The organism is Clostridioides sp. ZZV14-6150, from assembly GCF_020657875.1.
Taxonomy (GTDB): Bacteria; Bacillota; Clostridia; order Peptostreptococcales; family Peptostreptococcaceae; genus Clostridioides.
The window spans coordinates 181,194-198,781 of sequence record NZ_JAGWDA010000006.1; the positions used below are offsets into that span (position 1 = coordinate 181,194).

General features: G+C 28.8%; 20 protein-coding genes and 1 other annotated feature (1 of these 21 only partly in view). Of the genes, 2 read left to right on the forward strand and 18 right to left on the reverse strand.

Annotated features, from left to right (window positions below; all coding sequences use genetic code 11):
• Positions 1–36: a binding site (T-box leader), on the reverse strand; it reaches 231 nt to the left of the window's first position.
• Positions 37–182: 146 nt separating this feature from the next.
• Both KGF41_RS09315 and KGF41_RS09320 read left to right on the forward strand, forming a co-directional pair.
• A complete protein-coding gene (locus tag KGF41_RS09315) occupies positions 183–650 on the forward strand; it encodes a pyridoxamine 5'-phosphate oxidase family protein (RefSeq protein ID WP_227827322.1) in 468 nt (155 codons plus the stop codon).
• Between the two features lie 152 nt (positions 651–802).
• Positions 803–1,522, forward strand: a complete 720-nt coding sequence (locus KGF41_RS09320) for a hypothetical protein (RefSeq protein WP_227827321.1) — start codon at positions 803–805, stop codon at positions 1,520–1,522.
• A gap of 101 nt (positions 1,523–1,623) precedes the next feature.
• Here the strand turns inward: KGF41_RS09320 and KGF41_RS09325 are convergent, their stop codons facing one another.
• The 18 genes from KGF41_RS09325 to KGF41_RS09410 all read right to left on the reverse strand — a co-directional run bounded on the left by KGF41_RS09325 (position 1,624) and on the right by KGF41_RS09410 (position 17,439).
• A complete protein-coding gene (locus KGF41_RS09325; RefSeq protein ID WP_227827320.1) occupies positions 1,624–2,145 on the reverse strand; it encodes a GNAT family N-acetyltransferase in 522 nt (173 codons plus the stop codon).
• 154 nt (positions 2,146–2,299) lie between these two features.
• Positions 2,300–2,881, reverse strand: coding sequence for an NAD(P)H-dependent oxidoreductase (locus KGF41_RS09330; protein WP_227856598.1), 582 nt, complete (start codon positions 2,879–2,881; stop codon positions 2,300–2,302).
• Positions 2,882–2,943: 62 nt separating this feature from the next.
• The gene (locus KGF41_RS09335) at positions 2,944–4,041 is read right to left on the reverse strand and encodes a Nif3-like dinuclear metal center hexameric protein (RefSeq protein ID WP_227827318.1); all 1,098 of its coding nucleotides are present in this window, start codon (positions 4,039–4,041) and stop codon (positions 2,944–2,946) included.
• A gap of 13 nt (positions 4,042–4,054) precedes the next feature.
• Positions 4,055–4,744 carry a tRNA (adenine(22)-N(1))-methyltransferase gene (locus KGF41_RS09340; RefSeq protein ID WP_227827317.1) on the reverse strand — a complete coding sequence of 230 codons (690 nt, stop codon included), beginning with the start codon at positions 4,742–4,744 and terminating at the stop codon, positions 4,055–4,057.
• A 148-nt stretch (positions 4,745–4,892) separates the two neighbouring features.
• Entirely contained in the window at positions 4,893–6,059 is a 1,167-nt protein-coding gene (gene rpoD / locus KGF41_RS09345) for an RNA polymerase sigma factor RpoD (RefSeq protein ID WP_227432810.1), read from the reverse strand.
• A gap of 17 nt (positions 6,060–6,076) precedes the next feature.
• The gene (dnaG, locus tag KGF41_RS09350; RefSeq protein WP_227827316.1) at positions 6,077–7,903 is read right to left on the reverse strand and encodes a DNA primase; all 1,827 of its coding nucleotides are present in this window, start codon (positions 7,901–7,903) and stop codon (positions 6,077–6,079) included.
• A gap of 228 nt (positions 7,904–8,131) precedes the next feature.
• Entirely contained in the window at positions 8,132–8,917 is a 786-nt protein-coding gene (aroF, locus tag KGF41_RS09355) for a 3-deoxy-7-phosphoheptulonate synthase (protein WP_227827315.1), read from the reverse strand.
• Positions 8,898–9,404, reverse strand: coding sequence for a 2-amino-4-hydroxy-6-hydroxymethyldihydropteridine diphosphokinase (gene folK / locus KGF41_RS09360; protein ID WP_227827314.1), 507 nt, complete (start codon positions 9,402–9,404; stop codon positions 8,898–8,900). Before folK ends, aroF begins: the two co-directional genes overlap by 20 nt.
• A complete protein-coding gene (gene folB, locus KGF41_RS09365) occupies positions 9,397–9,762 on the reverse strand; it encodes a dihydroneopterin aldolase (protein WP_227432804.1) in 366 nt (121 codons plus the stop codon). Before folB ends, folK begins: the two co-directional genes overlap by 8 nt.
• 10 nt (positions 9,763–9,772) lie before the next feature.
• Positions 9,773–10,564 (reverse strand): dihydropteroate synthase, encoded by a 792-nt coding sequence (gene folP, locus KGF41_RS09370; protein ID WP_227827313.1) that lies wholly within the window; start codon positions 10,562–10,564, stop codon positions 9,773–9,775.
• A gap of 66 nt (positions 10,565–10,630) precedes the next feature.
• Entirely contained in the window at positions 10,631–11,203 is a 573-nt protein-coding gene (folE, locus tag KGF41_RS09375; RefSeq protein WP_003429416.1) for a GTP cyclohydrolase I FolE, read from the reverse strand.
• A 25-nt stretch (positions 11,204–11,228) separates the two neighbouring features.
• Complete coding sequence (locus KGF41_RS09380) at positions 11,229–11,930, reverse strand: hypothetical protein (RefSeq protein WP_227841927.1); 702 nt, start codon at positions 11,928–11,930, stop codon at positions 11,229–11,231.
• Positions 11,931–11,966: 36 nt separating this feature from the next.
• Positions 11,967–12,707: an aminotransferase class IV gene (locus KGF41_RS09385; protein WP_227841928.1), complete on the reverse strand. Its 741-nt coding sequence runs from the start codon at positions 12,705–12,707 to the stop codon at positions 11,967–11,969.
• Entirely contained in the window at positions 12,697–14,046 is a 1,350-nt protein-coding gene (gene pabB / locus KGF41_RS09390) for an aminodeoxychorismate synthase component I (protein WP_227841929.1), read from the reverse strand. The genes KGF41_RS09385 and pabB overlap by 11 nt, the downstream gene beginning before the upstream one ends.
• A gap of 1 nt (position 14,047) precedes the next feature.
• Positions 14,048–14,632, reverse strand: coding sequence for an anthranilate synthase component II (locus KGF41_RS09395; protein WP_227827309.1), 585 nt, complete (start codon positions 14,630–14,632; stop codon positions 14,048–14,050).
• A 26-nt stretch (positions 14,633–14,658) separates the two neighbouring features.
• A complete protein-coding gene (locus KGF41_RS09400) occupies positions 14,659–15,378 on the reverse strand; it encodes a polysaccharide deacetylase family protein (protein ID WP_227827308.1) in 720 nt (239 codons plus the stop codon).
• A gap of 27 nt (positions 15,379–15,405) precedes the next feature.
• The gene (locus tag KGF41_RS09405) at positions 15,406–16,470 is read right to left on the reverse strand and encodes a CAP domain-containing protein (protein WP_227827307.1); all 1,065 of its coding nucleotides are present in this window, start codon (positions 16,468–16,470) and stop codon (positions 15,406–15,408) included.
• Positions 16,471–16,629: 159 nt separating this feature from the next.
• A complete protein-coding gene (locus KGF41_RS09410; RefSeq protein ID WP_227827306.1) occupies positions 16,630–17,439 on the reverse strand; it encodes an MORN repeat-containing protein in 810 nt (269 codons plus the stop codon).
• Positions 17,440–17,588: the final 149 nt, after the last annotated feature.

The window sequence follows — 17,588 nt, forward strand, 5'->3', positions numbered from 1 at the left end:
CTAAACATAATTACTCTTCCTTGTCATAGGATTTTTAATTTGCTGTTGCTATTATAATATTCTAAATTTTTATAATTGTCAACCGTATTTTTTATTTTATTTAAAATTTACAAAAAATGTAGAATAATTTTTATAAATGCTTTAAACTTTTATTTAAATATTAAATTAGGAAGGATGATATTATGTTTAGAGAAATGAGATTAAAAAAGAGAGAAATGACAAAAGAAGATACTATAGAAGTATTAAAAAATGGTGAATTTGGTACTTTTTCTACTATATGTGAAAATGGCTACCCTTATGGAGTTGCTGTAAATTATGTATACTTTAATGATTCTATATATTTTCATTGCGCAAGAAATGGACATAAATTAGATAATATCTCAGCAAACAACAAGGTTTCTTTCTTAGTAGTTGCTAATGAAAGTGTTATTCCAGACAAATTTAGTACTACATATGCTAGTGCTGTAGTGTTTGGAAAAGCGTCAACAGTAGACAATGAGGAAAAGAAAAATGCTCTTGTAGAAATAATAAAAAAATATTCTAAGGGCTTTATTGAAGAAGGTATGAAATACATAGAAAAAGATATAAATTTAACAACTGTAGTTAAAATAGAAATAGACCATATTTCTGGTAAAGCTTCTCGTTTATAATAATATATACAATATAACAAAGTGGCTATAGGTATGGCCATTTTGTTATATTTATTTCTCATTATTTTTATTAATTGAAAATTCTTAAAATATTTTAAAGAACTTCCTCAATACCTATATAAAAATTATTGAAGGAAAGGTTGAAAATAATTATGAAATCCAAGAAAAAACCAAAGTTTTTACTTATTAGTACACTTGTAATAATAACTATGTTATCAACAGGAGCAACAGCTTTAGAAATCCATACATCTTCACAAATACATAATTATAGTGATATCAGCAATAGAGGAAATTTCAATACCTCTGCTAATTCCAAGGTAGGTGCAGACTCACAAAAAAGCAGTGATAGTTTACCTCACAATACACAAAACCTAAATGTTTCTTTGGATATCTGCAATGGAGGTGTAGAAATACTACCAACCTCATCCAACAAAATAATAGCAAATTACAACAGCCAATACTACAATATTAAAATGACAAAACAAAATGGAAAATGGGTTATATCTATATCAGGAAAAACAGCTAAAATGGGCAATTCTAGCTATGTTCAACTCCATATTCCAAATATAAAATGCAATATGGATGTAAATGTGCTTGATGGTAGCTTTAGTTATGATTTCCCCGAAAATTGTATTGATGCAATAAATGTTACTGCCAAAGATTCAAGTATTGAATTTACTTCAAAAAATCAATACAAAAATAGCACTATTTCTCTATCCGCAACAGATAAAGAATTTCTTGAATATGGTCTAATTAATTATCCAGATTATTTTACTAAGACGCATAAAGGATTTGAGTATAAGAATGGTACAAGAAAAAATCAAATTGACATTTCGCTAACAGGATTTACTAATGTTGATTTTAGAGATTAAAATATAAGAAATTGAGGGCTTTAGCCCTCTTTTTCTTTGCCTCCCTGTATCCATCTTTATATTTTATTGTTTATTTTTCCTTTTGGTCTACTGACTCTTAATCAGAGCCTCATTACTGTTGTTCTTAAATACTGGTTGAAATTACCATACTCAACTTTTGTCAACATTTCTGGATAAGACATCACAATTAACTGATGTCCATTACATTCTTCATGGTATGGAGGGTGAATATGTTCAAAATCATTTGCCTCATATCCAACCCTCTCATAAAAACCTTGTCGCTTGATGGAAATTTTATTAATGGGAGGGTCGATTTCTAGAATAACAGTTTTCCCTCGCTGGTTTAGCAGCTCCAAAGCTCTTTTTCCGTACTTTTTATTGCGCATCTCAGGATTGATACAGAAATGTTCCACATAAATAAAATTCTCTGTTTCCCAACATAAAAGGATACCAACCATGTCATTTTCATCATAAATCAGGTTAAATTGATATTCCTCATGACCCATAATTTCTGCTTGTAAAGACGGTTTTCTCTGTTCATGAAAAGGAAAACTTATGTTGTACAACTCTATTGCCTCTAAATACAATTTATCTTCATATGTTCTTAGCCTCTCAAAACGCATTTTGCTATCCTCCTATTATAAAACAACCTTCGATTTACCACACTGCATCTTTTTAGCCTAATTCTAATGAAACTCTAATTAGCTCTTATTTAGATTATAATATCTGTCCAAATATCAAATAAATCATAATGTTAAACCATGGCTAAATGTATATCTATTTTTTATATATACTAAGATTGTTTAGATAATCTCTTATACCAAACTTAACATCATCACTTGGTCTTATATCAGAGTTATCTCCTGCTATATGAAGTATTCCATATGCTGGATGACCTCCTATTACCATACATGGAACTGATAATAGAGTCATCCCCATATGTTGAGCAAATATATTCATTGATTGTAAAGCCAGTTCTCCTCCTCCACGTTGTGAGCCTGATGTAGCAAAACAACCAAATATTTTTCCACTTAAAGGGGCTCCTACCCATACATCAGAAAAACTATCCATAAACATCTTCATTTGCCCAGATACATTTCCATAATATGTTGGTGAACCCATAAATATTACATCATAATCTAGTAATTCTTTTCCAGATTTAATTACATTTATACTTTCAAATTCATCTTTATATTCCTTTGAATTTATCAAATAATACTGAGGAAGTGTTTTTGCAACTTCATCACTTACTTTAAATATATCCACCTCTATATTCATTTCTTCAAGTACCTTTTTATACTCCCTTGCTAATAAATATGTACTCCCACAAACGCTATGAAAAATTACTGCTACTTTCATTTTTATCCCCCTAATCAAAATCAAATTTATTTTTTATATAGTACTTTTATTATCAAGTACCATTAAATGATGCTAAATGGATTTAAATATACATTGCTTTTTATTACTTCAATCTCTTCAAATTCATCCAAAAATCTCTTCATAACATGTTTAAATATATCTTCTGTATCAAAATGCCCACAATCAACTATACACATTCCCATATCAAGTGCATCTTGTGCCTCATGATATTTTACATCACCAGTTATTAGAACATCTGCTCCTTGTCTCTTAGCCTTTTTCACAAACTCAGAACCAGCTCCTGTTACAACAGCAACTTTTGTTATCTCTGTATTGAGGTTTCCAACTACCCTTATATGCTTCATATTTAATTTTTCTTTTATTTTATTAGAAAGATTCTCTAATGTCGTACTTTCATCAAGTTTACTTATTCTACCTAATCCAAATGTTTTTCCTTTATTTTCTAGCTTGTACAAATCATAAGCAACTTCTTCATAAGGATGTGCATCTAGCATAGAACTTATCACTCCACCTAAATGCTTCTGTGGTACTACAGTTTCAATTTTAACCTCATTTACACTTTCTATATCATTTATACTTCCAAGGAACGGATTGGAACCTTCTAATGGCTTAAATTGACCTTCTCCTTCTATCGAAAATGTACAGTTACTATAATTTCCTATATGACCTGCTCCTGAATTACTTAGAGCCTTTCTCAATACTTCTGAATAATTACATGGAACATATACTGCAAGTTTGTATAAAGTCTCACTTTCAGTGACATCTAAAACTTTTGAGTTATTAAATTCCATAATTTCCATAAAATAATCATTTAAACCATCAAATGCTATGTCAAAATTGGTATGCATAGAATAAAGGGCTATATCATTTTTAATAAGCTTTTGTATAAGTCTACCTTTTAAGTCTGCACTATTAATCTTATTGATTTTTCCAAATATAAAAGGATGATGTGTAACAATTAAATCAATATTTTGAGATATAGCTTCATTGATTACATTTTCATTGGCTTCTAAGGATACCAGAATCTTCTTTACATCCATATCAAAATCTCCAACTATAAGACCTACATTATCCCAATCTTCAGCTAAGCTTAGAGGATACTTTTTTTCAATTTTTCTAGTAAGACTCTTCAGTAACATATTTACCTCCTATTTATTTTATTAAATTTTCAAGTTTTCTTATTGCCATTTTACTTTCTTCTCTCTTCTTATCTATTTCTTCTCCATTTTTACCTTCTAGTTGATTAACTATAGCACTATATGTTTTTATTTTTTTTTCTATAAAGTCATGAAAAAGAGAATCTTTATTTTCTAAAAGTTTTATTCCAACTTCAAATTGTATCTCATCTTCTATTATAGTATTTTTACCTGTATATTTGGCAACTATTATTTCATATATCCTAAAATCTTCTCTCACTAAAACCTCTTTTAAAATTTCATAACCATTATTCAGAAGATAGCGTCTAAGCTCTTCTTGTGCCTGCATAGGCTGTAATATCAATTTTTCTACACTATGTGCTACTTCTTTTTTAGCCTCTAGAAGTTCACTTATCAATATACCTCCCATACCAGCAATTATTACTTCTTCAATTTCACCTATTTCAAGTATCTCTATACCAGAACCCAATCGTAAATCAACTTTCTTTAAAAGATTGTTCTGTATGACCTCTTTTCGTGCATTGTCAAGAGGTCCTTTATTGACATCTGCTAACACTGCAAATGGGACTCTTCCCTCTTTTAGCAAATAAACTGGTATGTATCCATGGTCCGTTCCTATATCAGCTATCTTTTTACCCTCTGATACCAATGATGCTATTTTTAATAATCTATCTGTTAGTTTCAAAGATATATCTCCTTTCAATTCTTTTATTTGCTCTTGATTTTAGACTAAAACCAAGATAAAAAATAATATAAAATCTCTACCACAAAATAGCCATGAGATATCACTTATCCCATGGCCTTTATTACAAAAACATTAATGATGTATCTTTTTAATCTAAATAATCTCTAAGTTTTTTTGATCTACTTGGATGTCTTAATTTTCTTAGTGCTTTTGCTTCTATTTGTCTTATTCTTTCTCTAGTTACATCAAACTCTTTTCCAACCTCTTCAAGAGTTCTAGCTCTTCCATCTTCAAGACCAAATCTAAGTTTTAATACTTTTTGCTCTCTATCATTTAATGAGCCAAGGACATCTTCTATTTGTTCTTTAAGTAGAGAATATGCTGCTGCCTCAGCTGGAGCTGGTGCATCATCATCTGGAATAAAGTCTCCTAAATGACTGTCCTCTTCTTCGCCTATTGGAGTTTCTAAAGACACTGGGTCTTGAGCTATTTTCATTATCTCTCTTACTTTATCTTCTGTCATTTCCATTTCTTTTGCAATTTCTTCTGGTTTTGGGTCTCTTCCAAGTTCTTGAAGCAGTTGTCTTGATACTCTTATTAATTTATTTATAGTCTCTACCATATGCACTGGTATTCTTATAGTTCTAGCTTGGTCTGCTATAGCACGTGTTATAGCTTGTCTTATCCACCATGTTGCATAAGTACTAAACTTGTAGCCCTTTGTATAATCAAATTTTTCAACAGCTTTTATAAGACCTAAATTTCCTTCTTGTATTAAGTCTAAGAAAAGCATACCTCTACCTACATATCTTTTTGCTATACTTACAACTAGTCTTAAGTTCGCTTCAACTAATCTTTGCTTTGCTATCTCATCGCCTTCATGCATTCTTCTAGCAAATTCTACCTCTTCATGTGGCTTAAGTAGAGGAATTTTTCCTATTTCTTTTAAGTACATTCTAACAGGGTCATCTATACTTATCCCTTTTGGTAATGATAAATCCACAGTTTCTATTTCTATTGCAGAAGAGTCCTCATGTGAAATTACTTCTGCATCTTCATCTATGTGGCTCATATTTAAATCGTCATCAGTAGCCGAAAAGTCTATATCAGCTTTATAGTTCTTTGTTTCTGTTATTTCTATTCCCAAATTACCTAAAGTTTCATAAAGATTTTCTACCTGATCCTTATCAAGTTCAGTTTCAGAAAAAGCTTCCATTATTTCTGCAAGCGTCAATGAACCTTGCTTTTTTCCTTTTTCTATTAATGTCTTAGCGGTAACTTTTTTTAACTCTTTTTTATTCGACTTATTTTCCACACTCAAACCTCCTTTCTCTACAAGCTTTTTAAAATTTTATTTATCTCAACTATTTTTAAAGCAATTTCCATAACTTTACCATCTACCTCTTTCATATCATTATTATTTTCTAATTCTTGTTGTTCTTTCAACAAGTTATTAATTTGTTCTTCTAATGAGTTCTTTCTGATATTTGTTATTATTCCTTCTATTTCTTTTGTGCTCTCTAAGTTTATACTATTCAAAGAAATTGAATTTAATTCTTTTAAGTATTCTTCGGATATGTTTAAACTTTTCAATTTGTCAATAGTTATTTTGTCCAATTCTTGATTTTTAATCATGTAATTTAAAATTTCTTTACTTTCATCCAATAAAAAATCACTTTCTTCTACCTTAAGTAACGCTATTTCTCTAATTTTTTTGTCTTCTAACATTATTTTTATTAGAGTTTCTTCAACTAATTGTTTTCCATCTTGTCTAACTTCGACTTTTTCAATTACTTTTTCTTCTATCTTTTTCTGGTTTTTGTTATTATATGGTTTATTGTAGTTTTTACCATATACTTCCCTTTTTATAGACTCGACATTAATATCTATTTTATTGCTTAAATATTTTGTATAAAAATCAATTTCTACAGGACTTGTCAATTGTTTTATAATCTTAGAAGCTTCTTTTGCAAACTTCACTCGTTCTTCATCTTTTTGAATATTGAATTCTTTTTTAAGATGATCTATTTTATATTTTATGTAGTGAGTAGAAACATCCATTGCCTTTTTATAATCACTAAGTCCGTATTTTCTTACAAATTCATCTGGGTCTTTAGAATCTTTCAAATCCAAAACTTTTACAGTAATACCTAATTTAATAAGTATATCTATAGCTCTTAAAGTCGCTTTTATTCCAGCTTCATCAGAGTCATAAGATATAATAGCAGTATCCGCATATCTTTTTATTAAAATACCTTGTTGTTCAGTCAAGGCTGTTCCAAGGGTTGCTACTACATTTCTTATACCATACTGATAAAGTGAAATTAAATCCATATATCCTTCAACTAAGACTATAGTTTTATTATCTAAATTTTTTCTAGCAAAATTTAATCCATATAAATTTTGTTTTTTATTGAAAATTAATGTGTCTGGAGAATTTAAGTATTTTGGTAAAGAATCATCTAGTACTCTTCCTCCAAATCCAATTATGTTTCCTCTATAATCAAATATAGGAAACATAACTCTATTTCTAAATTTATCATAGCAATTAGTTCCATCTCTATTTCTTGCAATTAGACCGCACTCCAGTAAATCTTGTTTTGTATACCCTTTATTAATAAGAGTATTCATAAGAGAATTCCATGAATCCAAAGAAAATCCTAGACCAAACTTTTTAATTATTTTATCATCTAGCCCTCTAATCCTTAAATATTCATACCCAAGATTTTTACTTCCTAATAAGTTTGAAAGATAAAATCTAGCAGCTTCTGTATGAATATCTTGAAACTTTTTAGATTTCTCTATTTTCATTCTAGTTTCTTCATTCATGTTGGTATTAATTTCTATACCGCATTTATTTGCTAAAATTTTTACAGCATCCATAAAATCTAAATTTTCCATTTTCATGACAAAATTTATCACATCTCCACCTTCACCACAACCAAAACACTTATAAATTTGTTTTGACGTATTTATATAAAAAGATGGAGTTTTTTCCCCATGAAATGGACATAATCCTTTATAATTAGCTCCAGATTGTTTTATACTCATATATTCAGATATTATACTTGCTATATCACATCTAGCTTTTATTTCTTCAATAATGTCTTTTATATCATTCATATTATCACCTTCTGGTGTAATTTTTTGTGTTAACATTTCTATTCTACACTATATTCTAAATTTGTCAATCACTCAATATACAGAATTCGACTTTTTTTATTGATATCCTTCTTATTAATCAAAAAATTTTTATTTTTTATGTTAATTCCATCAATATTAAATTTTTATTTATATCAAATATTCTAACTATTAAATTATATATCTATTATCTTATAAATTCACATCAAAAACTATCACGAATAAAAAAGAGGCTCTTGCCTCTTTTTAATAAACACTAATTGATTTCATCAAATCTTCAAATTCATCAAAGCAGAGAGATTGAATCCCATCTGATAGAGCATTTTCTGGGTCTGGATGAACTTCTATCATTATTCCATCTGCTCCACATGCAAGTGATGCCATTGACATAGGTTTTACTAAATATCTAACTCCAGTAGCATGACTTGGGTCTACTACAACAGGAAGTCCCGTTTCTTTTTGAATAATCGGTACAGCAGCTAGGTCTAATGTATTTCTAGTATAATCATTGTATGTTCTTATACCTCTCTCACACATTATAATATTACTATTTCCTTCTATTGCTATATATTCTGCTGCACCTATCCATTCAGTAATTGTTGATGCGATTCCTCTTTTTAACATAACAGGCTTATTCTGTTTTCCGACTTCACTTAAAAGAGTAAAGTTTTGCATATTTCTTGAGCCAATTTGAATTATATCACTGACACTATATAATTCATCCATATCTCTTATGTCCATAAGTTCTGTAATAACAGCTATACCAACCTCTTCTTTAACTGCTTTTAATATTTCAAGACCTTCTTTTTTTAATCCTTGAAATGAGTTTGGTGATGTTCTTGGCTTATATGCTCCTCCTCTTAAAATATTTGCACCATGACTTTTTACAAATTTAGCAGTCTTTAAAAGTTGCTCATAACTTTCTATTGCACATGGTCCAGCTATTACAAGTTTATCTTCTTTTACAGTTATTTTTTTATTATTTGTATTTATCACTATCTTTGAATTATCATTAAATAGGTTTTTTCTCATAACCTACAAGCTCCTTTACTTCTTCTATTTCTTTAGCAGATAGGAGGTTTAAATATTCTTTTATTGATTTTTTATTTATTAAAAGTTCCTCATTCAAATCCATAAGTGGTATCAAAACAAAAGCTCTATCTTGAATCCTTGGATGTGGTATTAGTAATCTTTCATCAGTTAAAACTACATCATTAAAAAATAGTATATCTACATCGATAGTTCTTGGACCCCAATGTACTATTCTCTCTCTATGCAATTCTTCCTCTATTTTTTGACAATATTCTAACAACTCATAAGGTTCAAACTCTGTTTCTATCTCTACACACATATTAAGAAAATCTGCTTGTTCTGTATATCCCCATGGCTTTGTTTCATATAATTTTGATTCTTTTACTTCATATATAGAATCACTATCTCTCAAAAGTTCACATGCTTTTGATAAATTATCAAATCTATTGCCCATATTAGTCCCTATTCCCAAATAAGCCTTATTCATCTCTTGTTCTCCTTATCTCAACACCAAAGTAGTCATAAATTCCATTTACAGGAGCTTCTGGCTTTCTAACTCTAACCATAACTCCATTTACAAGGTTAAATTTATTTAGGACTTCTTCAGCAATATTCTCTGCCAAAGCCTCCAAAAGATTAAATTGTTTATTTTCTGTAATATCCTTAACAACACTATAAACTTCAGCATAGTTTACAGATTTATTTATATCATCACTAAGTCCTGCTTCTCTTGAATCAACATAAAGTTCCATGTCGACAAAAAATTTCTGACCTAGAAAATTTTCTTCTTTAAGCACACCATGATATCCATAGAATCCTAGATTACTAAGTAATATTTTATCCATCATACTACACCTACTTTCTATATATTGCATCAGTCATTTTAGCTGCCATTAAATTTTCATAAACATCATGCACTCTAACTATATCTACACCATCTCTTATTCCAAGTACAGTAGTAGCTATTGTGCCTTCCAATCTCTTTTTAGGTTCAACTGGAAGTACTTTTCCTATTACTGATTTTCGAGATGTACCAAGTAAAATAGGATAGTCTAATTCTTTTAATTCTTTTAATCTTCTTAATACTTCTATATTTTGCTCAAATGTCTTCCCAAACCCTATCCCTGGATCAAGAACTATTTTTTCTTTTTTTACTCCACAGCCTATTGCCATTTTTATGCTCTCTTTAAAGAAGTCTTTTATTGACTCCATTATATCTTTGTCATAGTTTGTCCCATCTTGATTATGCATTATACATACTTCTGCATCATATTTTCCCACTACAGAAGCCATATTCTTATCTTTTCTAAGACCCCAAACATCATTTACCATAGTGACACCTAATTTTAGGGCTTCTTCTGCAACATCAGCCTTGTAAGTATCTATTGATATTGGTATATCTAATTCTTTTTTAAGTTTTTTTATCACAGGGATTACTCTTCTTAATTCTTCCTCCGAATCCACATAGATATGACCTGGACGTGTAGATTCACCACCTAAGTCAATTATATCAGCACCTTGTTCAACCATTTCTTTTGCATGTTTTATTGCTATGTCTAAATTACTAAAGTCTCCTCCATCTGAAAAACTATCTGGAGTTACATTTAATATACCCATTATATAAGTTCTTTTACCATAATCAAACACAGTTAATGACACTCCCTTAAATTAAAATTTATATCTTATCAAGCGATTATTATCTACAATAATTCACTACTTCATAGTAATTAAACTCATAGCTTCAGCTCTTGATGCAATATCTTTTTCAAATATACCTCTAACTGCTGATGTAACAGTTTTTGAACCAGGTTTTTTTACACCTCTCATTGTCATACACATATGTTCAGCTTCTACTACTACTAAAACACCATATGGCTGCAATTCTTCCATTATTATGTCTGCTGCATTTTTAGTAATTCTTTCTTGTAGTTGAGGTCTTTTTGCTAATGTATCTATTACTCTAGCAAGCTTAGAAAGCCCTGTAAGTCTTCCACCTTTTGGTAAATAAGCGATATGTGCCTTTCCAAAAAAAGGAACTAAATGATGCTCACAGCATGAATAAAATGGAATATCTTTTACTAATACTAATTCTTCATGCTTTTCATCTGCAAAAAGAACTTTTAAGTGGTCTCTTGGTTCTTCACTAAGACCAGAGAATATCTCTTCATACATTCTAGCAACTCTATTTGGAGTCTCTATTAGACCTTCTCTATCTGGGTCTTCACCAATTGCTTCTAATATTTCTCTTACTGCATGTTGTATTTTTTCTTTATCTACTTTATTCATTTAAACTCCCCCCATTGACTCGTGACTAGAAGATTAATTTTATAATCTTTTTTGTCTCAATTTCTTTAAAAATATAATTATAAACATCTAAAAGTTTTTGATAGTCATAATTTTCACTTACCTTTGATACTAGGTTAAAAAGTTCATTATTTTCTTTTTTCAAAACTTTTAGCAATTTTTTATCTTTTGGTACCCATTTATCATTTGTATTAAAGTACCCAATTATTATATCTTTTAAATATAAATTCGTCAAAAAATGATATTCAAAAACATCAAATTTTTCTTTATTTTTCAACTTTGATATCTTTGTTCCAATATCTTGTTTCAAAAAAGACTTTTCTTCTAAAGATAATTTACTAGGACCCTTTAAGTAAATATCTCTACTTATATCTTTTATGGTATCGGATATATTCTCCATATCAAATAGAACCTTAGCATCTTTCATCTCTTTCACAAAGAAGTACTCTCTATCTGATAATAATTTTTTTACACCATCTTTTGAAAAATAATTTATATCAAATTCTATTCCCTTTTGTTCAAACAGTACTCGCTCTTGTTTTTCCCCTTCTTTTACAAAAACAAATACATCAATATCATTAATTTCTAAATCATAAAAACTAAAATCTACATCTTTACTAGAACCCACTAGAAATACTGCTAACGTATTTGGATTGTCTATTATTTTTTTTATATTTTCACTATATACTTTATAAGTATGACTTACCATCTCTTATCTCCAATAAATTGTTAATATTTTAATTTATTACAAACGCTCTATTATTTTATTAAAAATAACATTTTCTTTGTTAAATTCTGTCTTGTCAATTTCTGTAACTTTCATTGCTCCCATAAGACTATTTGTGACAAAAACAAAATCAAAACTACTAATTTCTGATATATTAATTTCATTTTCCACCAACTCTATATGTAATTCGTCACAAATCTTTATAATCCTTTTTTTTATTGTTCCATTTAAAATTGGTAATTTACTACTTGGTGTATATACTTTACTTCCTCCTATAAAGAATATATTGCTCATAGAACACTCTAAAATGACACCATCTGAATTTATAAATATCCCATCATTGTATCCATTCTTATTTGCAATATTTTTAGTATAAATATTTTCAAAATAATTAGTAGTCTTATGTCTATAGATTAGGCTATCACCCCTGACTATAGGCGATATAGTCAATTTCAAACCTTTATTATATGCTTCTTTATTGTATGGAATTTCTCTAATAGATATATTGTAACCTTCATCAAAAACGGTAATCCTAAGTGCTTTATTAATAATATTTTCTTTTTCTATGTATTTAACAATTTCATCTATTAGGAATCGCTTTTCATAATTTATATTCAAATCCAAACATGTTATCGAATTAAGCATCCTATCTATATGTGTATTTAAATCTATAGCTATACCATCTTTAACTTTAATAGTCTCAAATAACCCAATTCCAAATTTACTCAAGCTACTATTAAAGCTTAAATTATTCTTCATAATATCCCCTCAAGGCTTTCATTATAGATTTTGCTTTATCTAGTGTTTCTTGGTATTCTTCATCTGGGTCAGAATCCCAAGTCATACCTCCTCCAACTTGAAAATATACTTTTTTATCTTTTTTTATTATAGTTCTAATTGCTATATTAAAATCCATATCACCATTAAAACCTATATACCCAATTGAACCAGTATATACATTTCTCTGTGTTGGTTCCAGTTCATCTATAATTTCCATTGCTCTAATTTTAGGTGCTCCTGTTATAGAACCACCTGGAAAAGTTGCTTTTATTATATCAGTAGCATCCTTATCATCTTTTAGTTCCCCTACAACTGTTGAAACCAGATGGTTTACATTTGCATAAGGTTCAATTACAAACAACTCTGGAACTTTGACACTTCCAGTTTTAGATATTCTACCAATATCATTTCTTTCTAAATCCACTATCATAAGTAGCTCTGCTCTATCTTTTTCACTATTTTTAAGCTCCTCTTGAAGCTTTAAATCTTCTTCCTTATTTTTACCTCTTGGTCGAGTGCCTTTTATTGGTCTTGCCTCTATTTTTTTATCAATACATCTTATAAATCTCTCTGGAGAATTTGATAAGATATGTGCTTCTTCAAAATTTAAAAATGCTCCAAATGGTGCTGGACTAAATCTTCTTAAATCTCGATATAACTCAAAACTTGTCAGTTCTGTTTCCCCACTAAACCTTTGTGTCAAGTTAGCTTGATATATGTCACCTTGTTTTATGTACTCTCTAACATTTTCAACTGCATTTTTAAATTCTTCCTTTGTAAAATTAGATTTAAGTTGAATAGGTTTTACATCTTTTTCCTGATAACATATACTATCTATTCCTTTTTTCTCTTCTCTTAATATTTTTTCTTCTATATCAGCTATTATTTTTTCTTCTACTTTTATATCTATATCTGGAGTAGCTATGTAAGTTTTTTCCTTTAAATGGTCTATTACTATAACATGGTTATAAAATCCAAAATACATATCAGGTATCTCAATATTATCTATAGCAGTTCTAGGTAATTTTTCTATATAATTTCCCAAATCATAAGACAAATATCCTACAGCTCCACCTATAAATGGCAAATTAGTTTTATTTATAACTTTATATTTATCTAATTCTTTTTTCAAATTTTCTAATGGATTTTCATCAGTATTTTTATATCTTAATACTTTAAATGGCTGGCTACTTATAAAAGAATATCTTCCTAATTTTTCTTTGTCCATAGCACTATCTAATATAAAACTATCATTTTCATTTCTAAAAATAGTAAATATCTCAAAAGAATTTAATTTAGTTTTTATTTCTCTTATCATCTTATATATCCATCCTTTCCCTAGCTTCTTTTATAAAGTTTTTCAGCATTTCATGACCATACTCTGATAAAATAGCTTCTGGATGAAATTGTACTCCTTCTATTAAATACTTCTTATGTCTAATTCCCATTACTTCACCTATATTTGTTGTTGCAGTAACTTCAAGTTCTTCTGGAACTGTATCAGAATCAATTATAAGCGAATGATACCTAGTAACATTTAAAGGATTTTTAAGACCACTAAAAACTCCCTTATTAATATGGTTTATACTATATACTTTTCCATGAACAGGCTGTTGTGCTTTTATTATATTACCCCCAAAAACATGTCCAATAGTTTGGTGCCCTAAACAAATTCCTAGTATAGGCTTCTTACCTTTAAAATATTCAACAATATCTATACAAATCCCAGCTTCTTTTGGAGAACATGGACCTGGAGATAACACAATTACCTCTGGATTTAGTTCTTCAATACCTCTTAATGTTATTTCGTTGTTTCTTTTTACTATAACTGTTTCCCCCAATTCTTCTATATATTGTACTAAGTTATATACAAAAGAATCATAATTGTCTATCATGAGAATCATACTATAAATCTCCCCCCCAAAAAAAATTATTTCATTAATTCAGAAACTGTAACAAACTTAAAGCCTTTTTCTATCATCTTTGGAATAAACATGTCCAAAGCTTTAACTGTATCATTAGTTGCATAGTCATGTAAAAGTATTATATCTCCATTTTGTACTTTATTAATTATTTTATCTGCGATACTATTAGCTCCAGGATTTTTCCAATCCTTCACATCTACTCCTGTCCATAAAACTACTTTATAATCATGCTTTTTTGCAATTTCTAATAAATCCTTTTCTCTGTAACTCCCAAATGGTGGTCTAAATAATGTAGGTTTCTTTCCAGTAACTTTCTTTAAAATTTCTTCACACTTAACAATCTCTTCTTCAATTTGACTAGAAGTTAAATTGCTTATATCAGGATGATTAAAAGTATGATTTCCTATTTCATGCCCTTCTTTACTTGCTCTTACCAATGGTTCTTTATACCACTGTGCATGTTTTCCAGCTATAAAAAAAGTAGCCTTTACGTTATACTTCTTTAACACATCTAAGACTTGACTAGTTTCTTTAGGATGAGGTCCATCATCAAAGGTAATTGCTATTAGTTTCTTTTCCCTTGAACCATGTTTAATTAAAATATTTTCATTTGTGTCCGTCATTAAAGCAGAAACCTTACTAAAATTGGCTATTAGTATTATTCCACAAAACAAGACTACTGCTATTAAGCACTTAAATATTGTCTTTTTTTTCCCTGGTGTCATTTTTAAACTTCCTTTCAAATATTTTAGTTATTTATAAAAATTTTGAGTGTAATACGTTTTATAACTTCCTCCAAATATTACTCCAACTCCAATATTATTATAATTCCCCAAAATATTTTTTCTATGTCCTTCTGAATTCATCCAAGCTTCATGTGCATATATTGCATTAATCTGTCCTGCTGCTATGTTTTCTCCTGCTGAGGTATATATTATTCCTTCTCTTTTCATTCTATCAAATGGAGTTTCATCTTTTTTGTTTATATGGTCAAAAAAATTATTATCTCTCATATCTTCACTGTGTTTTCTTGAACTTAAAGTAGCTTGTTCACTATATCTTAGTGAATTCAATCCTCTTTGATTTCTAACACTGTTTACAAGGTCTATAATTTCAAATTCAAAACATTTTTTAAGCTCTTCTTTATCGGTTGGATATAATTCTTTGAACTCATCTTCTGTAGTTTTATCAATTATTAAATATGAACAAACTCTATTTTTTTCATGAATATCATAGAAAATTGTAATATATTTACCTCCCTTACTTATTATATCATATTGATTTTCTGAATTTATTATATATCTAGTATTTCCTTTTTTCTTATATTTTAATGGCGTAATCTTGTTTCTCACTGTCTGTCTATCTTGATTTATTTTTATATCTTGATTTTCACATGAGTCCATAGAGTTGCTGTAAAGTGCAACTACCTCATCACTTTCAATACCAACCATTGCAAAATCTTTTCCATATTGGTTGTATACATACCAGTCAAATCCATATTCACTAGTATCAATTCTGCCAGGCTTTCCAATATTAGCTAAAACTTGAGTTAAGTTTTCTCCTAAATTTAGTTTTTCAAAATTTTTTATATTAGTCTCGTTTAAATTATTCTCTCCATTATCATCTGGTTGTGAGTTTTGATTTTTCTCATCTTCCTTTTTCTTTGAATTATCACCTAAGTTTATTTTATCTAAAAACTCACTCCATATTTCGCTTTGAAAAAATTCTTCTTTCAAATCATCTACTTCTCTCAATAATTCAGGACTATAAAATAAAACAATAAGTATTACTAATACTAAAGCAATTAATTTTTTCAATATATTCCTCCTTTAAAAAACTTCACTAAAAATTTCTAATATATACATTATCATGTATTAATACTGATAATATATACTGATTAAATCCTATTAACATCTGTTTATATTTTTTTTATTTAATAAGTATTATAAAAAAGCTTTACCTATTAATAGATAAAGCTACAATCTTAATGAAAATATTTCATCTAAAGTTCTGTCAAAGATAGATGGCTTATCAAATTTCCAAGTTCCTTCATAAACTAATTCATTATTTAGATAAAAAGTACCTTGGCCATGCTTTTTACCATGCATAAATTCTCCTACATATTTCTTTCCTTTTGCCCATATGTAAGTTCCTTTTCCATGAATCAAATTATTTTTCCATTCTCCTTCATAAAGTATTTCTCCTTCACTATTATAACAAATACCATATCCCTCCATCTTTCCACCTTTAAATTCTCCTGCATATATACATCCATCATTCCATTTATAGATGCCTTTTCCATCTTTTTTGCCATTCTTCCAAGTTCCAATATATTCATCTTTACTGTTATAGAGCATATTCCCAATGCCATTCATCATGTCTTCCTCAAAATAACCTATATACTCATTACCGTTTGAAAATACAAAATTTCCTTTTCCATTTTTTTTATCTTGTTTAAACTCTCCTATGTACTCCATATCAGTTCCTTCATCCACAAAAAAAGTATATGAACCTTGACCTTCCATCTTTCCTTCTAAAAACTTTCCTACATATACATCTCCATTAGAAAATTTATATATTTTATTTTTTGGCTTTTTTGTGTCTACATCATCTATATCTCGAATTGTTTTTCCTTCTAATTCCAAGACTTCACTTTCTGATGCAAAATCACCTTTTTTTAAAACACGTTTTTTCATATTTTTTATGCTTCTAATCTCTTTGTTTACTTCATTTATATATTTTAAATAATTATCATACAAATCAACATATTCTTTAGATAAATTCATAATGCCATTCCTCCAACGTTATTCATAGATATTTTATTAAATCTATTAAATTTATTATATCCTAATATTGGTCATGTTTTCTACACATTGAGTAATTTTTTCAATTTTAATTTTAAAATAATCTCTTTGAAAGTGATACACAAATAGTA